Annotated in this window: 14 protein-coding genes; 8 read left to right on the top strand and 6 right to left on the bottom strand. The window is 62.7% G+C overall.

Annotation, left to right across the window (positions count from 1 at the left end; translation table 11 throughout):
- Window positions 1-18 precede the first annotated feature (18 nt).
- A complete protein-coding gene (locus NKH60_RS00175) occupies window positions 19-2,604 on the bottom strand; it encodes a GcvT family protein (RefSeq protein ID WP_352470302.1) in 2,586 nt (861 codons plus the stop codon).
- A 132-nt stretch (window positions 2,605-2,736) separates the two neighbouring features.
- Window positions 2,737-4,314: a trimethylamine methyltransferase family protein gene (locus tag NKH60_RS00170; RefSeq protein ID WP_352470303.1), complete on the bottom strand. Its 1,578-nt coding sequence runs from the start codon at window positions 4,312-4,314 to the stop codon at window positions 2,737-2,739.
- 209 nt (window positions 4,315-4,523) lie between these two features.
- Here NKH60_RS00170 and NKH60_RS00165 point away from each other — a divergent pair, with 209 nt between their 5' ends.
- The 6 genes from NKH60_RS00165 to NKH60_RS00140 all read left to right on the top strand — a co-directional run bounded on the left by NKH60_RS00165 (window position 4,524) and on the right by NKH60_RS00140 (window position 11,533).
- The gene (locus tag NKH60_RS00165; protein ID WP_352870819.1) at window positions 4,524-5,684 is read left to right on the top strand and encodes an MFS transporter; all 1,161 of its coding nucleotides are present in this window, start codon (window positions 4,524-4,526) and stop codon (window positions 5,682-5,684) included.
- A gap of 95 nt (window positions 5,685-5,779) precedes the next feature.
- Window positions 5,780-7,849: a prolyl oligopeptidase family serine peptidase gene (locus tag NKH60_RS00160; protein WP_352831053.1), complete on the top strand. Its 2,070-nt coding sequence runs from the start codon at window positions 5,780-5,782 to the stop codon at window positions 7,847-7,849.
- Window positions 7,850-8,103: 254 nt separating this feature from the next.
- Window positions 8,104-9,483 carry an aspartate aminotransferase family protein gene (locus NKH60_RS00155; protein WP_352539670.1) on the top strand — a complete coding sequence of 460 codons (1,380 nt, stop codon included), beginning with the start codon at window positions 8,104-8,106 and terminating at the stop codon, window positions 9,481-9,483.
- Between the two features lie 485 nt (window positions 9,484-9,968).
- Window positions 9,969-10,277 (top strand): DUF6422 family protein, encoded by a 309-nt coding sequence (locus tag NKH60_RS00150; protein ID WP_352831052.1) that lies wholly within the window; start codon window positions 9,969-9,971, stop codon window positions 10,275-10,277.
- Window positions 10,278-10,296: 19 nt separating this feature from the next.
- Window positions 10,297-10,596: a hypothetical protein gene (locus NKH60_RS00145; protein ID WP_352831051.1), complete on the top strand. Its 300-nt coding sequence runs from the start codon at window positions 10,297-10,299 to the stop codon at window positions 10,594-10,596.
- 112 nt (window positions 10,597-10,708) lie between these two features.
- Window positions 10,709-11,533: a class I SAM-dependent methyltransferase gene (locus NKH60_RS00140; protein WP_352831049.1), complete on the top strand. Its 825-nt coding sequence runs from the start codon at window positions 10,709-10,711 to the stop codon at window positions 11,531-11,533.
- 406 nt (window positions 11,534-11,939) lie between these two features.
- Here the strand turns inward: NKH60_RS00140 and mmsB are convergent, their stop codons facing one another.
- From mmsB to NKH60_RS00125, 3 genes are read right to left on the bottom strand one after another with little or no spacing between them, the layout of a single operon-like run.
- A complete protein-coding gene (mmsB, locus tag NKH60_RS00135) occupies window positions 11,940-12,824 on the bottom strand; it encodes a 3-hydroxyisobutyrate dehydrogenase (RefSeq protein WP_352831047.1) in 885 nt (294 codons plus the stop codon).
- 43 nt (window positions 12,825-12,867) lie between these two features.
- The gene (locus NKH60_RS00130; RefSeq protein WP_352613985.1) at window positions 12,868-13,236 is read right to left on the bottom strand and encodes a four helix bundle protein; all 369 of its coding nucleotides are present in this window, start codon (window positions 13,234-13,236) and stop codon (window positions 12,868-12,870) included.
- 58 nt (window positions 13,237-13,294) lie between these two features.
- Window positions 13,295-14,461, bottom strand: a complete 1,167-nt coding sequence (locus tag NKH60_RS00125; protein WP_352613986.1) for an isobutyryl-CoA dehydrogenase — start codon at window positions 14,459-14,461, stop codon at window positions 13,295-13,297.
- 152 nt (window positions 14,462-14,613) lie between these two features.
- On the opposite strand from NKH60_RS00125, the gene NKH60_RS00120 reads away from it, so the two are divergent.
- Both NKH60_RS00120 and NKH60_RS00115 read left to right on the top strand, forming a co-directional pair.
- Window positions 14,614-15,228, top strand: coding sequence for a dimethylsulfonioproprionate lyase family protein (locus NKH60_RS00120; RefSeq protein WP_352539675.1), 615 nt, complete (start codon window positions 14,614-14,616; stop codon window positions 15,226-15,228).
- A gap of 1 nt (window position 15,229) precedes the next feature.
- Window positions 15,230-16,699, top strand: a complete 1,470-nt coding sequence (locus NKH60_RS00115; protein ID WP_352870815.1) for a cobyric acid synthase — start codon at window positions 15,230-15,232, stop codon at window positions 16,697-16,699.
- 52 nt (window positions 16,700-16,751) lie between these two features.
- Here NKH60_RS00115 and NKH60_RS00110 read toward each other — a convergent pair whose 3' ends face one another.
- A complete protein-coding gene (locus NKH60_RS00110; RefSeq protein WP_352613989.1) occupies window positions 16,752-17,171 on the bottom strand; it encodes a VOC family protein in 420 nt (139 codons plus the stop codon).
- Window positions 17,172-17,181: the final 10 nt, after the last annotated feature.

Here is a 17,181-nt window from a genome sequence, read left to right as displayed (position 1 = left end):
GCGACCGGCTGGCTGCGCCTACGTCCTCATCTTTTCGCCGCTCGGGTCGAAAGGCGGTTCGACATTGACGCGTGCGGGACGCCGGTGCCCGAGGATTTCGATCTCGAACAGGCCGGCGCTCTCGTTCTCGGCAAGCGCCGCCGGTACATATCCCTGCGCCATCGACTTCTCGACATAATGCGCATAGCCGCCGGAGGTGACCCAGCCGACCACGCGCCAGTCGCCGTCGACAATGCCGCGCACGGCAGACGCGCCTTCGGCGGCGTTCGAGCCGCGCACTTCCTTGCCGCCCGCGTCGAAGCGCGGCGCGCCATAGCCATGCGGCTTTTCCACGGTGCCGTAATCCTTGCCGCCGACCTTGGCCCAGATCGGCTCGTCGCCCATGACGTCTGCATCCGCGGCATCGACGATGAAGGAGACACGGCGCAGTTTCGGCCCTTCTGCCTGTTCCTTGGCCGCTGCTTCCCGGCCGATGAAGTCGTTCTTCTCCAGCTTGATGAAGCGGTCCATCGAGCCTTCGAACGGTCCGTAGATCGGACGTAGCTCGCGGAACCAGGTCGGGAAGTTCTTTTCAAGGCGCATAGAGAGCAAAGCCCGCATGCCGAAATCGACAAGCCCAAACTCTTCGCCAGCCTCCTTGATCGCCTTGTAGACCAAGCGCTGGTAGGCAGGCGCCATCCATATCTCGTAGCCGAGGTCGCCGGTGTAGGTGATGCGATTGACCATGCAGGGCGCGCCGCCGACCGCCATTTCGCGGAAATCCATAAAGCGGAAGGCCGTGGTCGAGATGTCGACATCGACCAGTTTCTGCAGCAGGTCGCGGGATTTCGGCCCGGCGATGGAGAGACCGACCAGCGTCTGGTCGAAGCGGTGGATGCGGATGCTTCCGTCCTTCGGCAGATGCTTCTCGAACCAGCGCATGTGGTATTTTTGCGCTGCCGAAGAACCCCATATCATGAAGCGTTCTTCCCCACCCCTTGGGCTCGCCTTGGCGATGGTGAAGTCCCCGATCAGCCGGCCGAACTCGTTCAGCATGGGCGTCAGCACGATGCGGCCGGTCTTCGGCATGCGATTGGTCATCAGACGGTTGAGGAAGTCCTCGGCCCCTGGTCCGGAGACTTCGTATTTGGCGAAGTTGGCGATCTCGGTGACGCCGACCTTCTCGCGGGTGGCGCGCACTTCCTCGCCGATCGGGCCGAAATCATTGGAGCGGTGGAAGGACACAACGTCCTTCGGCTCCGAGCCTCTCGGCGCGAACCAGAGCGGGGTTTCGAGACCCCAGCTGTCGCCCATGACGGCGTTGTTGGCGATCATGGTGTCGTAAAGCGGGGTCGTCTGCGCTGGTCTTGCCGCCGGTAATTCCTCGTTGGGAAAGCGGATGGAGAAACGGCGCGAATAATTTTCGCGGACCTTTGCGTTGGTATAGCGCAGCGTTGCCCATTCGCCGAAGCGCGCAACGTCCATGCCCCAGACGTCGAAGCCGGGGTCGCCATGGACCATCCAGTTCGACAGCGCCAGGCCGACGCCGCCGCCCTGGCTGAAGCCGGCCATGACGGCGCAGGCGCACCAGAAATTGGTCAGGCCCTGCACCGGGCCGACCAGCGGGTTGCCGTCCAGCGCGAAGGTGAAGGGGCCGTTGATGATCTGCTTGATGCCGGCCTTTTCGATGCCGGGGAAATGCTTGAAGCCGATCTCGAGCGACGGCGCGATGCGGTCGATGTCTGGCTGCAGCAGCTCGTGGCCGAAATCCCAGGGCGTGCTGACCGGCGACCACGGCTTGCAGGCCTTTTCATAGGTGCCGAGCAGGATGCCGTTGCGCTCCTGGCGGGTATAGATCTCGCCCTTGAAATCGAGCACGCCAATCATCTCGCGGCCGGTCGACTTGTTGAATTCCTCGACCTCCGGCATCGGCTCGGTCAGGAGATACATATGCTCCATGGCCAGCACTGGCAGTTCGACGCCGACCATGCGACCGATCTCGCGCGCCCACAGGCCGCCGCAGTTGACCACATGCTCGGCTTTGACTGTGCCTTGCTCAGTGACGACGTTCCAGGTGCCGTCGACCTCCTGCGTCAGTTCCACGACGCGGTTGCGCAGTACGATCTCGGCGCCTAGCTTCCTGGCGGCCTTGGCATAGGCATGGGTGGTGCCGGAAGGGTCGAGATGGCCCTCGACTGGATCCCACATGGCGCCGACGAAATTCGTCTCGTCCATCAGCGGGAACATTGCCTTGGCTTCGGACGGCGTGATCAGTTCGGTGTCCATGCCGAGATAGCGGCCCTTGGCGTGGGCGAGCCGCAAGAAGTCCATGCGCTCGGGCGTGTCGGCCATCATCACGCCGCCGGTCAGGTGCAGCGAGCAGGATTGGCCGGAAATCTCCTCGATCTCCTTGTAAAGCTGCACCGTATAGGCCTGCAGCTTGGCGACGTTGGGATCGCCGTTCAGCGTATGGAAGCCGCCCGCCGCATGCCAGGACGAGCCGGAAGTGAGCTCCGAACGCTCGATCAGCATGATGTCGGTCCAGCCAGATTTGGCCAGATGATAGAGCACCGAGCAGCCAACGACGCCGCCGCCGATGACAACCGCTTTTGCATGAGATTTCATGAAGATAGATCCGTTTTTGAAGAGATTGAATCGAGTGAGCGGGGCGCGAAAACAAAGCGGAGATGGGATACAGCGATGTTTCGGGCCAGCCTGCCATCAAGACGGAGTGGGGGTCGACTACTCATCAGATGATCAAAAATCGGTCGGCGCGCCGCCTTCGGCCCGGCGCTTGTCGACGAAGGCGTTGAGCTCCTCCCGGATTGCCGGATCCATGTAAGGCTCTTCATAGGAGGCCAGCCGTTCCTTCCAGACGCGATTGGCCTTTTCGAGCGCCGTCGGCGATCCGGCCTCCGCCCAACTCTCGAAATTGCGCCAGTCCGAGATAATAGGCGCATAGAACGCGGTCTTGTAGCGGTCCTGCGTGTGCTGGGTGCCGAAGAAATGGCCGCCGGGGCCGACGGACTGTATGGCGTCGAAACCGAGTGCTTCCTCGGAAAGATCGAGCGGCGTCAGGAACTCTGCGACCATCTGCAACAGGTCTATATCCAGGATGGTCTTCTCATAGGAGCAGCGCAGGCCGCCTTCGAGCCAGCCGGCGGCATGCATCATCAGGTTGCCGCCGCCCTGGATGGCGCCCCACAGCGAGAACACACTTTCATAGGCGGCCTGCGCGTCGACCGTGTTGGCTGCGCAGGTGTTGGAGGTGCGGTAGGGGATGTTGTAGCGGCGGGCGAGCTGCCCGCCGACCAGCTGCGCCTTCATATATTCCGGCGTGCCGAAGGCCGGCGCGCCGGACTTCATGTCCACATTCGAGGTGAAGCCGCCGTAGCCGACAGGCGCGCCCTTGCGCACCATCTGCGCGAAGGCGATGCCGGACAGCGCCTCGGCATTCTGTTGCACCAGCGCGCCGGCAATCGTCACCGGCGCCATAGCGCCGGACAGGGTGAACGGCGTCACGATGACCACCTGGCCCTTGCTCGACATCTGGATGATGCCTTCCATCATCGGCACGTCGAGCTTGAGCGGCGAATTGGTGTTGATGATGGTGAATACCGACGGCTCCGCAAGCAACTGCTCATGGCTGATGCCACGTGCGATCCTGGTGATCTCGATGCCGTCGACGTTGCGCTCCTTGCCGAGCGAATAGATGTGGAACATCTTGTCGGTCAGCGTGGCGAGGTCACGTATGCATTCAAGGTGGCGGACGGACGGATGGATGTCGATCGGCTCGACCGGATAGCCGCCCGTGCAGTTCAATATGTTGTGCATCTGCGCAAGCTTGAGGAAGTTGCGGTAGTCCTGCTGGTTGCCCGGCCGGCGGCCGCGGTCGACGTCGGAGCAATTGGGCGCCGACGCCATCATCGAGATGATCAGATTATCGCCGCCGAAGCGCACGTTGTGCGCCGGGTTGCGGGCGTGGATGGTGAATTCCGGCGGGCAGTGCGCAACCAGTTCCAGGATCATGTCACTGTCGAAGCGCACCCGCTCGCCGCCTTCGCGTACATCGGCGCCATGCGCCTTCATGATGCGCCGGGCTTCGTCATGCAGCACGTCGACGCCGATTTCCCGCAGCACGCGCAGAGAGGCGAGGTGGATAGATTCCAGCTCGTCGTCGGAAACCAGCCGGGTCGGCGCCAGCGGGTTCTTCAACTGCCGAAACGGCGGCTGCTCGAACGCCGCCGATCCGCCGGCACGCTTTCCCGCGCGGCCGCCGCGACGGGCGCGGTCGTTTGCCAATGCAGGTTCGGCGGGCTGAATGGCGGCGGTCATGATAGTCCTCGTACGCTGCGGCAATGCGGCGGCATAATGGACTGCCGGCCGGCCAGCCATTGCGGAGGCGGCGACCACTAGGACGAGGGAAGCGACATGCCTAAAGGGCAGCCGGAGGGATCGTCAGGCTCTTATTCTCTTCCGGCTGGCGCAAGCGGTTTTCGTTGCCGGTGCTTACCGCGATGAAAGCGAAACGCTAGTCCTGCATCATGGACCGGGCGGAACAGGACAGCGGCGAGACAGTGCAATGGGCGGCGATCACCGGCGTGATCGCCACCGTCTCGGTGTTCGCCATCGCGCAAGGGCTGAGCTATCCGCTGTTGAGCTTCATCCTGCAGCGCCAGGGCGTCTCGCCGGCCATGATCGGCCTGTCGGCGGCAATGACGCCGATCGGCTTCATCGTCTCGTCGCCGCTGGTTCCGGCGCTGGCGGGGCGTTTCGGGGCAGGGCGCACCGCGCTTACTTGCGCGGCACTTTCCGCGCTGGTGCTGGCGCTGATCGGCTGGACGCAAAATGTCTATCTGTGGTTTCCTCTGCGCTTTTTGATCGGCGCCGTCACCAACCCGCTCTACGTGCTGAGCGAAGTCTGGGTGATCGCACTGGCGCCGCCGACACGCCGCGGCCGCGTCATGGGCATCTATTCGACCATCATTTCGGCGGGCTTTGCGGCGGGGCCGCTGTGCCTGCTTGCCGTCGGCACCGAGGGGTGGCCACCGTTCGTCGTCGGCATTGCCGCATTCCTGTTTTGCGGCGCCTGCCTCGCCTCGGTGCTGGCACGGCTGCCCAAGGTCGACGAGAGCGGGCACCGGGTTTCGGTCCTGGGGTTCGTGCCGCAGGCTTGGCTGTTGTTATCGGCCGTCGTCGTGGCCGCCGGTTTCGAACAGGCGGTGCTCGCCTTGCTGCCGGTCTACGGAACACATTATGGCATTGCGGAAGCGCGCATGTCGGCGCTGCTGTCGGTGATGATCGCCGGCAACATCGCTATGCAGGTGCCGCTCGGCCTGCTGGCGGAACGACTGACAGCGCGGCTGGTGCGGTTCATCTGTGTTTCGATGACGGTGCTCGGATGCGTTCTGTTGCCGGTTCTCATCAAGACGCCGCTGATCTGGCCGTGCGTCTTCATCTGGGGCGCGGTTTCCTACGGCATTTACACGATGTCGATCATTGAACTCGGCGAGCGGTTCACCGGCTCGGCACTGGTCGCCGGCAACGCCGCCTTCTCGCTGATGTGGGGCGTCGGCGGCATCGCCGTGCCGCCGCTGGCGGGCAGCGCCATGGATGTTGTTGGCGCCGGCGGCCTGCCAATGACGCTCGGTGCCATTTGCCTGGCGCTGGCAGTTGTAACGGTCATTCGAAGACGGATGGTGTGAATGCCAGAAAGCCGCCGTTTCTGACGAATGACTTGAATGTAAGCGGCCCCATGTCGATCTTGGGCATGTCGCCACCCGACTCAACCGGAGACCTCATGAGCAAATCGAATACCAAGGGCCAGCCGGGTTCGGCGGCCGAAGACCCGTTTCTCTGGCTTGAGGACAGGAGGGGCAAGCAGGCGCTCGACTGGGTGCATCACCAAAATGCAGTTACGGTCGGGGAGCTGCAGGGTGATCCGTCCTATCAGATGTCGTTCGAGACGGCGCTCGACCTGATGACAGCCGAGGATAACATCGCCGTCGGGGCCGCTATCAACGGCTACGTCTATAATTTCTGGCAGGACCGGACGAACGTACTCGGCCTCTGGCGGCGCACCACCGTCGCCTCCTACAAGACCGACAAGCCGGAATGGCAGACGATCATCGACTTCGACAGTCTGGCGGCGAAAGAGGGGGTGAAATGGGTGTTCAGCGGCGCCAGCCGGCTCTACCCCGACTTCAGCCGCTGCCTGCTCAACCTGTCGCCGGATGGCGGCGATGCCAGCGAGATGCGCGAATTCGATATCGAAAGCAGATCGTTCGTCGATGGCGGCTTTCGCGCTCCCGCCTCGAAATCGAGCTTTAGCTGGCTGGACGAGGACACGGTTATCGTTTCCGCCGCCTTCGAGGAGGACGACAAGACCCAGTCCGGTTATCCGCGCGTGGTCAAGCTTTGGCGGCGCGGCACGCCACTGGAAGCGGCGATGCCGATCTTCGAGGCGCTGAAGCAGGATCTTGCCGCCGGCGGGTCCGTCGAATTCGACGGCGACAAGCGTCATGTCTTCCTCGCCCGAACCATCGACTTCTTCGCCTCGCACAGTTTCCTGCGGCTGCCTTCCGGCGAGAACAGGCGCATCCCGTTGCCGGACGACGTCACCGATACAGCGCTGTTCAAGGGCCAGCTCGTCTTCGGCGTGCGTACCCCGTGGACTGCGCCGGGCGGCACTCTGTGTAAGCCCGACGGACTCTATTCACTCGATTTCGAGCGCTGGATCGAAACCGGGCTATTCAGATCCCTCGATACCGTGCTCGAGCCGGCGCACCGTGTCTCGATCGCCGGTATTGCCCGCACGCAGGACCGGCTGTTCATCAATTTGATGGACAATGTGCGCGGCAAGGTCGTCGCCGGCAAGCGCAGCGACAGCGACTGGGAGTTCAAGCCCGTGGCGTTGCCCGAAAACGGCAATGTCGGCATCAGCCATGCCGAGCATTTCGGTTCCAGCGTCTCCTTCTCCTTCACCGATTTCCTGACGCCGAGCTCGATCATCTGGTCGGACGACAACGCTGCGGGGCTGGCAACGGTGAAGTCGCAGCCGGCGCGTTTCGACGCGTCGTCCCTGCTCTCCGAACAGTTCGAGGCACGCTCGAAGGATGGCACGATGATCCCGTACTTCGTCGTCAGGAAGCGCGACTTGCATGGACCCGTGCCGACATTGCTTTACGGCTATGGCGGCTTCGAAGTGCCGCTGCTGCCCGGCTATGCCGGCGTGCGCGGCAGGCTGTGGCTGGAGAAGGGCAATGCCTATGTGCAGGCCAACATCCGCGGCGGCGGCGAGTTCGGCCCGAACTGGCACCAGGCAGCGCTCAAGGCCAATCGCCAGAATGCCTTCGACGATTTCGCTGCCGTCGCGCAAGATCTGATCAAACGCGGCATCGCTACGCCCGCCACACTGGGCATCCAGGGCGGATCGAATGGTGGCTTGCTGACCGGCGTCTCGCTGACCCAGCACCCGGAATTGTTCGGTGCAGTGATCATCGACGTGCCGTTGCTCGACATGCTGCGTTACACCGAGCTGCCGCCCGGCGCGTCATGGATGGCCGAGTATGGCGATCCGGCGAAGTCGGAAGAGGCAGCCTGGCTCGCCGCCTATTCGCCCTACCAGCATGTAGACACGGATGCAGCCTATCCGCCGGTGTTGCTGACGACCTCGACCGCCGACGATCGCGTCCATCCCGGCCATGCCCGCAAGATGGCGGCACGGCTGCAGGCGGCCGGCCACGGCAAGACGCTGTTCTTCGAGGAGACCGAAGGCGGCCATGGTGGACGCGGCGACCGGCGGCCGCAGGCCGCACAGGCGGCGATGAAGTACGTCTTCCTGCAGCGGGCCCTGACTGGCACCAATTGACTGGCACCAATTGACCGGCGTCGCTTGACCGGCACGGCTTGAACTGAGGGCTCGAGGCAGCCTAAGGTACATGCATGGCTCGGCTGGCGAAATCGGGTTGCGCATTTGGGGTGGCGGTGACGCCGTCGTCGCGCACGCTACGCGCCGAGCTGTTGCGGCTCTGCGCTCGCATCGGCTATTCGCCGCCCGCTGTCCTCTGACGAATCCGCCCCGGCGCGAAAGCTGCCGGATTGGTTCAAGAGGAAAGACCAGACATGACCTACCAGAATTATTCGCTGAAGCAGCTTCAGCAGATCGATGCCGCGCATCACCTTCATCCGTTCACCGACCACAAAGAGATGCGCGAGACCGGCTCGCGCATCATCACCCACGCCAACGGGCCGTTCATCTATGATGCCGAAGGGACGGAAATCCTCGACGGCATGGCTGGGCTGTGGTGCGTCAATGTCGGCTATGGCCGCGACGAGCTTGCCGACGCCGCCTACGCCCAGATGAAGGAGTTGCCCTACTACAACTCTTTCTTCAAATGCTCGACGCCGACGCCGGTTCTGCTGTCGAGAAAGCTGGCGGAGATCGCGCCAAGGCACATCAACCAGGTGTTCTACGGCTCGTCCGGTTCGGAGGCCAACGACACGGCGCTGCGCCTGGTCCGTCACTATTGGGTGCTGGAAGGCAGGCCCGAGAAGAACCGCATCATCTCACGCAAGATGGGCTATCACGGCTCGACCATCGCCGGCGCCTCGCTCGGCGGCATGGATTTGATGCACAAGCAGCTCGGAGGCGCCGTGCCCAACATCGTCCATGTGATGATGCCCTATGCCTATGAGCTCGCACTGCCCGGCGAAAGCGACCATGATTTCGGCCTGCGCGCGGCAAAAGCGGTCGAGGACGCCATCCTCGAAGCCGGCGCCGACAAGGTGGCCGCCTTCATCGGCGAGCCGGTGATGGGGGCAGGCGGGGTGAAGATCCCGCCGATGAGCTATTGGCCGGAGGTGCAGCGCATCTGCCGCAAATACGATGTCCTGCTGATGCTGGACGAGGTCATCACCGGATATGGCCGCACTGGCGAGTGGTTCGCCGCACAAGCCTTCGATGTCGAGCCCGACACCATCACCACGGCCAAGGCGCTGACCTCTGGCTATCAGCCGCTGTCGGCGCTGCTGGTCGGCGACCGCATCGCGGCGACGCTGGTCGAGAAGGGCGGCGAATTCTATCACGGCTACACCTATGCCGGGCATCCGGTGGCCTGCGCGGTGGCGCTGAAGAACCTCGAGATCATCGAGCGCGAAGGCCTGGTCGAGCGCGTGAGGAACGACACCGGGCCTTACTTCGCCAGGGCGCTGCAGGAACGTCTCGGTGGGCACGATCTGGTCGGCGAGGTGCGCTCGTTCGGGCTGATGGGGGCGATCGAGATCGTCAAGGACAAGGTGACCAAGGAGCGCTTCCTGCCTGCCGGCAGCGCGGCGGTGATGGTTCGCGACCACGCGATTGTCCAGGGCATGATGCTGCGCGCTACCGGCGACACGATGATCCTGTCGCCGCCGCTGATCTGGACGCGCGAGACGATCGACATGGCCTGCGACCGCATCGCCACGGCGCTCGATCTGGCGCAAGCGGATTTGCGCAAGGGGTAAGGTAGAACTATCGCCGGGCGTCCTGCAGTCGGACGCTCGGCGATCGCTGCGTCGATCGCCGAGCAGATGATCGAGGACGTGGACAAAGTCAGTTCGAATTCGGCTGCGGGTGGAAACGCGCCCCATCCAGGCACTGCCGACTATTCAGCTTTGGCGCGCCAAGCCTACCTCACTCCCCGGCTGGCAAAACTCGTCCATGCCGAGCGCGGCAAGCGTGCGAACGGCGCCCGTCTTGTCACCTGCCGCCGATCAGCGTGACTTCCGTAAGCCATCCGTAAGTCCGGTCCTGTCAACTTCGCCTGATCAACTTCAGCAAGGGATCATTCGTTCAAGGAGACCAAAATGGGCGACTAGCTGTCCTTAGCGCCACGTCGCAACGAATAGCGCCACGTTGAAGAGCGAACAAGTCGAGCGGTGTGCAAATTGAAGCATGCTTGCTTTCCCAATTGAGGCATTTGGCGAATCCAAATCTGAGGGAGTGACACATGTTTAAATATCTGTCTCGGGAGGGTCTCACGCGCGAACAATCGGAAGCCCTGGAAAAGGCCGCGTTCTTGATCATCAGCGCGCGGAAAGAAGCCGCGGCCCTACTGGCGCGGGCGGGAGTAACTTTACCTGATGATGGGTTTGGGTTCGGGAACCCTTGCAACGCGCACATAGAGGCGCACGGCAACTGCCCGTGCAACGATTACACGGGCGATGGTGGGCCATGTTTGACGCAGACTACCCTCGATACGGCCTTCCCCCCGTTCCGGAGTTGCGGCCATCCACCATCAAAACATCTCTCCACGTAAGGCGTATTGGAGACAGTTGATGCGCACCATTTCTTTGATCCTAGCCTTGGTTATGCAATCGGTCATCACTGTATCTCTTGCGCAGGACGCCAAAACACCTTTCAAAAGGCCGGCTCCAGAAGAGCACAAGGACTTCGTGGCGGAAATTGAGGGTGTTTTCAGGAAATATCCAAAGGCGATCGCTCGCTACAAACTCGTGGATGTCGGCCTCGTAAATATTGGCGAGATGCCGCGCGTGGAGTGCACAGTAGAATGCGAGTTTGATTCTACTTGGGGCGGATGGTGCAAAGACCGTTGTGATACGGAACGCGAAGAATAGCACCCTGCCGGTTTCCATTGCCCGGTTGCTAGTCGACAGACACGCGCTTTATGATGGCTGCTGAAGCGCCGATCGGGCCCGTTGCCCGAGATCGTTGTGCGGGAGGGACACTATGGCCCAGCAGGAGCAGTGGCAGCTGGAAGGCAGCGCCGCGGACCTCTACGAGCGCTACCTGGTCCCGGCAATCACAGCCCTGTGGGCTGCGGACCTGATGGATCGTGCTGCGCCTCAATCTGGTGAGCGGATTTTGGACGTAGCTTGCGGCACCGGCGTGGTGGCACGCTCGGCGGCCGAGCGTATGGGAAGTGGGCAGGTCGTCGGCCTCGACATCAATACGGGCATGCTCGCCGTTGCTCGGTCGCTCCCGAGAGGCGCTGGAGCGCGTATCGACTGGCACGAGGGAAGCGCGCTCGAAATGCCGTTCCCTGACTCCGCCTTCGATCTGGTTCTTTGCCAGCTCGGACTGCAGTTTTTTCCGGATCGATCTAGTGCGCTCCGTGAGATGTTCCGGGTTCTGGTGCCTGACGGCCGACTGGCTTTAAACGTTTTCAGCGCTATTGAGCACACTCCTGCGGCGAACGCGCTGGCGGATGCCTTGGATCGACACCTCGGTCCAGGCGCTTCGGCAACGAAAAGGTCTGAGCATTCACTCGCCGATGCGGACGAGCTTTACCGATTGGTGGCCGAGGCGGGATTTCGTCAGGTGACCATCCACACGACGACACAAAACATCCGATTTCCCTCGTCTAGGGAATATGTGCGACTACAGCTGGCAGCGACTCCGCAGGCCGGGCTGGTCAGCAGAATTGATGCCGGGCATCGGGAAGCAGTCATCGCAGCGATCACCGGTGATCTAGATTTTTCGCTGGCAATCTATTCAACTGAAGGGGAGCTGATGTTCCCCCAAGAGGCCCACGTCGTGCTCGCACGCAAGTAGCGTAGCTGACCGATGAGCCATGGCACCGACGCGCTGGGGGATTGGGGCGCGACCACCTGTGGGTCGACGTAGCTCAGGACAGCAGCCACGACGCCGACGATCATCTGGAGACACGCCAGGGCGATCGCCTCATTGTCCTTGAAGAATGCGAAACGCAAAAACCGCGCTCCATCGGAACGCGGCTTTGCCAGATACGCATGGCGCTTCGCCAACAATACACTTGCGAAACTTACGGCGAAACTTACGGGCTCCGGTACGCGAGACCTGATCCGGAGCGCCGGGCGGATGTCCGCCTCGCAATCCGTTTTAAACGCATATCGTTACTGCAGGGTTAGCAAGAGCTTAAGCAAACCTAAATTTGCCGGCTTTCCGCATTGGGCAGATCGAAAACCTGTGAACCTGGAGCTTACGCCGGGTCACCACGGAGGAAATTAATGATGCCGGAAAAATCCGCGCCGGCATTCCCTTGTGCGTTGAACAGCGCATAAAGCTGGGCTGCCTCGGCGCCGAGCGGCGTTGCTGCACCGACGCTCTGTGCGGCCTCCTGCGACAGTTTCAGGTCCTTCAGCATCAGTGCCGCCGCGAAGCCAGGCTTATAGCCATTGTTGGCGGGCGATGTCGGCACCGGGCCGGGCACCGGGCAATAGGTGGTCAGCGACCAGCACTGGCCGGACGAGGTCGAGGCGACGTCGAACAGCGCCTGGTGCGACAGGCCGAGCTTTTCTGCCAGCACGAAGGCCTCGGCAACGCCGATCATCGAAATGCCCAAAATCATGTTGTTGCAGATCTTCGCCGCCTGTCCGGCGCCGTCGTCGCCGCAATGAACGATGCGGCCTGCCATCGGCTTGAGCATTGGTTCGGCCTTGGCGAAGGCATCCTTCGAACCGCCGGCCATGAAGGTCAGCGTGCCGGCCGCCGCACCGCCCGTGCCGCCGGAGACCGGCGCGTCGATCGACAGCAACCCGTGCTTGGCGGCGATGGCATGGGCCTTTCGAGCCGACTCGACATCGATGGTAGAGGAATCGATGAACAGCGCGCCTTTTTTTGCCCTGGATACTATGTCTGCGTAAACCGACAGAACATGCTTACCGGCTGGCAGCATGGTGATGACCGCATCGGCGTCTTTCACCGCCGCAACGGCGTTGGCCATGATGACGACGCCGTGTTCCCTGGCGATGACGAGATTCTCCGGCACCAGGTCGAAGCCGTGCACGGCGTACCCGGCCTTGACCAGGTTGGAGGCCATCGGATTGCCCATATTGCCGAGGCCGATGAAGGCGATGGTGGTCATAATGGCGCTCCGTGGTTTGGGTAGGCAGTAGGCAGTAAGCGACCTATTCGGGCGCAAGTTTGCTAATAAGTTGGCGAAGCATTTTCCCGATGCCCTCGGTCGCTAAAAGCACGTGATAAGCTTGATCATACGTAGCAAGGCCAATGCGTTCGGCGATCTGGAGGTGTGTCTCGAACTCCTTCAGCGATCCCTGGGCAATCCTGAGAAATTGCTGATAGGAGCCTCTGTTGTCTCGGCCGTAACCTTCCGCGATGTTTGCAGGAATAGAGGTTGCTGAGCGGCGGATTTGGCTGGTCAACCCATACAATTCCTCTTTTGGCCATGCCTTGGTCAGGGAGTAGGTGGTGACGGCCAGATCCATCGCCTGCTGCCATACGATAAGATCCTTGTACGAATTGATCTTGCCGGTCATCTTTCTGCCTACTGCCTACTGCCTACTGCCTACTGCCTACTGCCTACTGCCTACTGCCTTACCGTCCGATCAGCGCGCGAGCGATGATGACGCGCATGATCTCGTTGGTGCCTTCGAGTATCTGGTGGACACGCAGGTCGCGCACCAGCTTCTCGATGCCGTAATCGTGCAGATAACCATAGCCGCCGTGCAGCTGCAGGGCGTCGTTGGCGACATTGAAGCCGGCGTCGGTAACGAAGCGCTTGGCCATCGCCGACCATTTCGAGGCCTCCGGCGCGTTGCGGTCGAGCTTCGAGGCGGCGGTATAGAGGAAGACGCGCGCTGCCTGCAGTTCGGTCTCCATGTCGGCAAGCTTGAACTGCAGCGCCTGGAACTGGTTGATCCTCGAGCCGAAAGCCTTGCGCTCGGCGGTGTAGGCGAGCGCCTTGTCGAGTGCCGATTGCGCGCCGCCGAGCGAGCAGGCGGCGATGTTCAACCGGCCGCCGTCCAACCCGGCCATGGCGATGCCGAAGCCGGCGCCCTCGACCGACAGCAGGTTTTCGGCCGGCACCTTGCAGTCCTCGAAGACGACCTGGCGCGTCGACTGCATGTGCCAGCCCATCTTGTGCTCGTTGGCGCCGAAGGAAAGGCCGGGCGCATCGTTCGGCACGACGAAGGTGGAAATGCCTTTCGGCCCGTCGGCGCCGGTGCGCGCCATGACGACATAGAGGTCGCTGTCGCCGGCACCGGAGATAAACTGCTTGGCGCCGTTCAGCACATAGTCGCCGCCGCTTTTGACCGCACGCGTCTTCAGCGCCGCGGCATCGGAGCCCGAGCCGGGCTCGGTCAGGCAGTAGCTTGCCAGCCATTCCATCGAGGTCAGCTTCGGCAGGAAACGCCGGCGCTGCTCGTCGCTGCCGAAGCGGTCGATCATCGATGCCGCCATGTTGTGGATCGAGATGAAGGCGGAAAACGCCGGATCGGCCCGCGAAAGCGCCTCGAAGATCAGCACGGCGTCGAGCCGGCCGAGCCCCGAGCCGCCGACGTCGTCGCGGACATAGATGCCGCCAAGGCCGAGCGGACCTGTCTCGCGGATCACATCGGCGGGGAAATACTTGTTGCGATCCCAGTCGAGTGCGTTCGGCGCCACACGGTCGGCGGCGAAGGCTTGCGCCATCTCCTGGATGGCGCGCTGGTCCTCGTTGAGTTCGAACTGGCTGGTGCTCGCATCGACAGCGGCGTCCATGACGTGCTCCCTGATGTTTCCGGCCTGCTGGCCTGATCGTTTTTGGCTTTGCGCGCCGTCCAATCTAGACCAATGATGCCGCCGCGCAACCCGATCGTCTCCATCCAACCATCTGGGCAGCGGCTGTGTGCGAATGCGCTTTGGAGCAAAGTGTGACGACAACTTTCGACGAACTGCTTGGATGCTTCCATGCCTATCTCCAGACGTTCGATGATGCGCTGGTGCGCGACGCCATGGCCCGAATCGACTGGGACATGCCGGGCCGGCCGCTCGAACCGCATGCACTGCCTTGTCTCGTCCAACTCGGCCGGATCGTCGAACTCGCTCCCGCTGCGGCCAAGTCGCTGGCGCGGCTGGTTGCGGAGCGTCGCGGCGATCTGCACTGGGGCCAGACCTATGGCGAGGCGGATTTCGGCACGGTTTTCATCGACAATTACGGCTGGCTGGAGGTGTTCGGCACACGCGGCCATTTCGTCAATGACGAGGTCGCGGGCGGCCTGCTGATCCTTGGGCCCGACATTGTCTACCCCGATCACCACCATGTCGCGGAGGAGATCTACATCCCGCTGACCGGCGGCACCGAATGGCGCATGGGCGACGGCGGTTTTCGCCTTCGAGCGGCGGGCGAAGTGATCCACCATGCCTCTGACATCAACCACGCCATGCGCACCGGCAAGGAGCCGCTGCTGGCGCTCTATCTCTGGCGTGGCGGGCCACTGGCGGCCAAGTCGACGATCACCGCAACCGTTGCGCAGGGCAGGGACTGATATGGCCAAGGCGATCATGCTGCAGGGCACGGGTTCGGATGTCGGCAAGACGGTGCTCGTCGCCGGTCTGTGCCGCGCGGCGAAGAAGCGCGGCTTGAAAGTGCGGCCGTTCAAGCCGCAGAACATGTCGAACAACGCCGCTGTCGCCGATATTCCAGGCGATTCAGGCGGCGGCGAGATCGGCCGCGCCCAATGGCTGCAGGCGATCGCCTGCGGCGCAGCGCCGACCGTCCACATGAACCCGGTGCTGCTCAAGCCGCAGACCGATGTCGGCGCTCAAGTCGTCGTGCAGGGCAAGGTGTTCGGCGAGGCGCGGGCGCGCGACTACCAGGCGCTGAAGGGCCGGCTGATGGATGCGGTGCTGGACTCCTGGGCAAAGGTCGGCGAGGGCGCCGATCTGGTCATTGTCGAGGGCGCCGGGTCGCCGGCCGAGATCAATCTCAGGAGCCGCGACATTGCCAATATGGGCTTTGCGACGCGCGCCGGCGTGCCGGTGATCCTGGTCGGCGATATCGATCGCGGCGGCGTTATCGCCTCGGTCGCCGGCACCCATCTGATCCTGCCGGAGGAGGACCGGCGCATGATCGTCGGCTACCTCATCAACAAGTTCCGCGGCGATGTCTCGCTGTTCGAAGACGGCATCGAGGCGATCGAAAAATTCACCGGCTGGCGCTGTTTTGGCGTCGTGCCGTGGCTGAAGGCGGCGGCGCGGCTGCCATCGGAAGATTCCGTCGTGCTCGAGCGACTGGCGTTCGGCGAGAAGCGAGCGCTGAAGATCGCCGTGCCGGTGCTCTCGCGCATCGCCAATTTCGACGATCTCGACCCGCTCAAGGCCGAACCGCAGGTTGAGGTGGTGTTCGTGCCGCCTGGTGAGCGCTTGCCCGAAGATGCGGGTCTGGTGGTCATTCCCGGCTCGAAGTCGACGATCGGCGATCTCCTGAAATTTCGCGAGAACGGCTGGGACCGCGACCTTGCCGCGCATAGGAAACGCGGTGGTCATATCGTCGGCATTTGCGGCGGCTTCCAGATGCTTGGTCATATCGTGCGCGATCCCGACGGCATCGAGGGCAGCGTTACAGAAACGCAAGGGCTTGGCCTGCTCGACGTCGAAACGGTGATGGAGCCGGAAAAGACGGTGCGCAATGTCAGCGCGCGCTCGGTGCAATTCGATCTGCCGCTCGAGGGCTACGAGATCCATCTCGGCCGCACCACCGGTCCGGACACGCTGCGGCCGTCCGCCGTTATCAACGGCATCGATGACGGCGCTATCTCGGCCGACGGCAAGGTGCTGGGCACCTATATGCACGGGCTGTTTTCCGCCGACGCCTTCCGGGCGAAATTCCTCGAAAGCCTCGGCGTCAAGGGCGGCGGCATCGACTACCGCGCCGAGGTCGAACGGGCACTGGACGAGATCGCAGCCGAACTGGAAACCCACCTCGACTGCGACACGATTTTTGGGCTGGCGCGTTAGATACTTTGCCTGAGCATGATCTTGTCCGAAAACCGGTCTCCACTTTTCGGGATCATGCTTTCTCGTCAGCCTTCGGCCAGTAGGTGCCGAACGACCAGACGTTGCCTTCCGGATCGCGGCAGATGAATTCGCGGCTGCCATAGTCGCGGTCGGTGAGTTCTTCCAGAATCTCGGCGCCGGCGGTCTTTGCTCGCGCGTATGCCGCGTCTGCGTCAGCGACCGCAACGTAGATCGACTTGCCGCCACCCGAACCCGGCGCGCCGACCATCTTGCCATAGGCGTCGTCGCGCGCCGTGCCGAGCATGACGATCGAAGAGCCGAAAGCGAGTTCGGCGTGGTGCACCACGTCGCCTTCGCCATAGCGGGCGCGAACGCTGAAGCCGAAGGCCTCGCACAGCCAGTCGATCATCTTGCCGGCATTCCTGTAGCGCAGCGCCGGATAAAGCAGCGGTGGTTCGGGGGTGTTCGGCATGGCTGATCTC

Source organism: Mesorhizobium sp. M1006 (genome assembly GCF_040318825.1).
GTDB lineage: Bacteria > Pseudomonadota > Alphaproteobacteria > Rhizobiales > Rhizobiaceae > Mesorhizobium.
Note: the sequence above shows the minus strand (reverse complement) of the source record. Positions and strands in the feature narration are given on the sequence as shown.

Excerpts from the sequence above, each read along its gene's own strand:
- NKH60_RS00155 (WP_352539670.1), top strand. The coding sequence starts at position 8,104 with ATGACCTACCAGAATTATTCGCTGAAGCAGCTTCAGCAGATCGATGCC.
- NKH60_RS00125 (WP_352613986.1), bottom strand. The coding sequence starts at position 14,461 with ATGGACGCCGCTGTCGATGCGAGCACCAGCCAGTTCGAACTCAACGAG.
- NKH60_RS00145 (WP_352831051.1), top strand. The coding sequence starts at position 10,297 with ATGCGCACCATTTCTTTGATCCTAGCCTTGGTTATGCAATCGGTCATC.
- NKH60_RS00170 (WP_352470303.1), bottom strand. The coding sequence starts at position 4,314 with ATGACCGCCGCCATTCAGCCCGCCGAACCTGCATTGGCAAACGACCGC.
- NKH60_RS00110 (WP_352613989.1), bottom strand. The coding sequence starts at position 17,171 with ATGCCGAACACCCCCGAACCACCGCTGCTTTATCCGGCGCTGCGCTAC.
- NKH60_RS00175 (WP_352470302.1), bottom strand. The coding sequence starts at position 2,604 with ATGAAATCTCATGCAAAAGCGGTTGTCATCGGCGGCGGCGTCGTTGGC.
- mmsB (WP_352831047.1), bottom strand. The coding sequence starts at position 12,824 with ATGACCACCATCGCCTTCATCGGCCTCGGCAATATGGGCAATCCGATG.
- NKH60_RS00140 (WP_352831049.1), top strand. The coding sequence starts at position 10,709 with ATGGCCCAGCAGGAGCAGTGGCAGCTGGAAGGCAGCGCCGCGGACCTC.
- NKH60_RS00150 (WP_352831052.1), top strand. The coding sequence starts at position 9,969 with ATGTTTAAATATCTGTCTCGGGAGGGTCTCACGCGCGAACAATCGGAA.
- NKH60_RS00130 (WP_352613985.1), bottom strand. The coding sequence starts at position 13,236 with ATGACCGGCAAGATCAATTCGTACAAGGATCTTATCGTATGGCAGCAG.
- NKH60_RS00160 (WP_352831053.1), top strand. The coding sequence starts at position 5,780 with ATGAGCAAATCGAATACCAAGGGCCAGCCGGGTTCGGCGGCCGAAGAC.
- NKH60_RS00165 (WP_352870819.1), top strand. The coding sequence starts at position 4,524 with ATGGACCGGGCGGAACAGGACAGCGGCGAGACAGTGCAATGGGCGGCG.
- NKH60_RS00115 (WP_352870815.1), top strand. The coding sequence starts at position 15,230 with ATGGCCAAGGCGATCATGCTGCAGGGCACGGGTTCGGATGTCGGCAAG.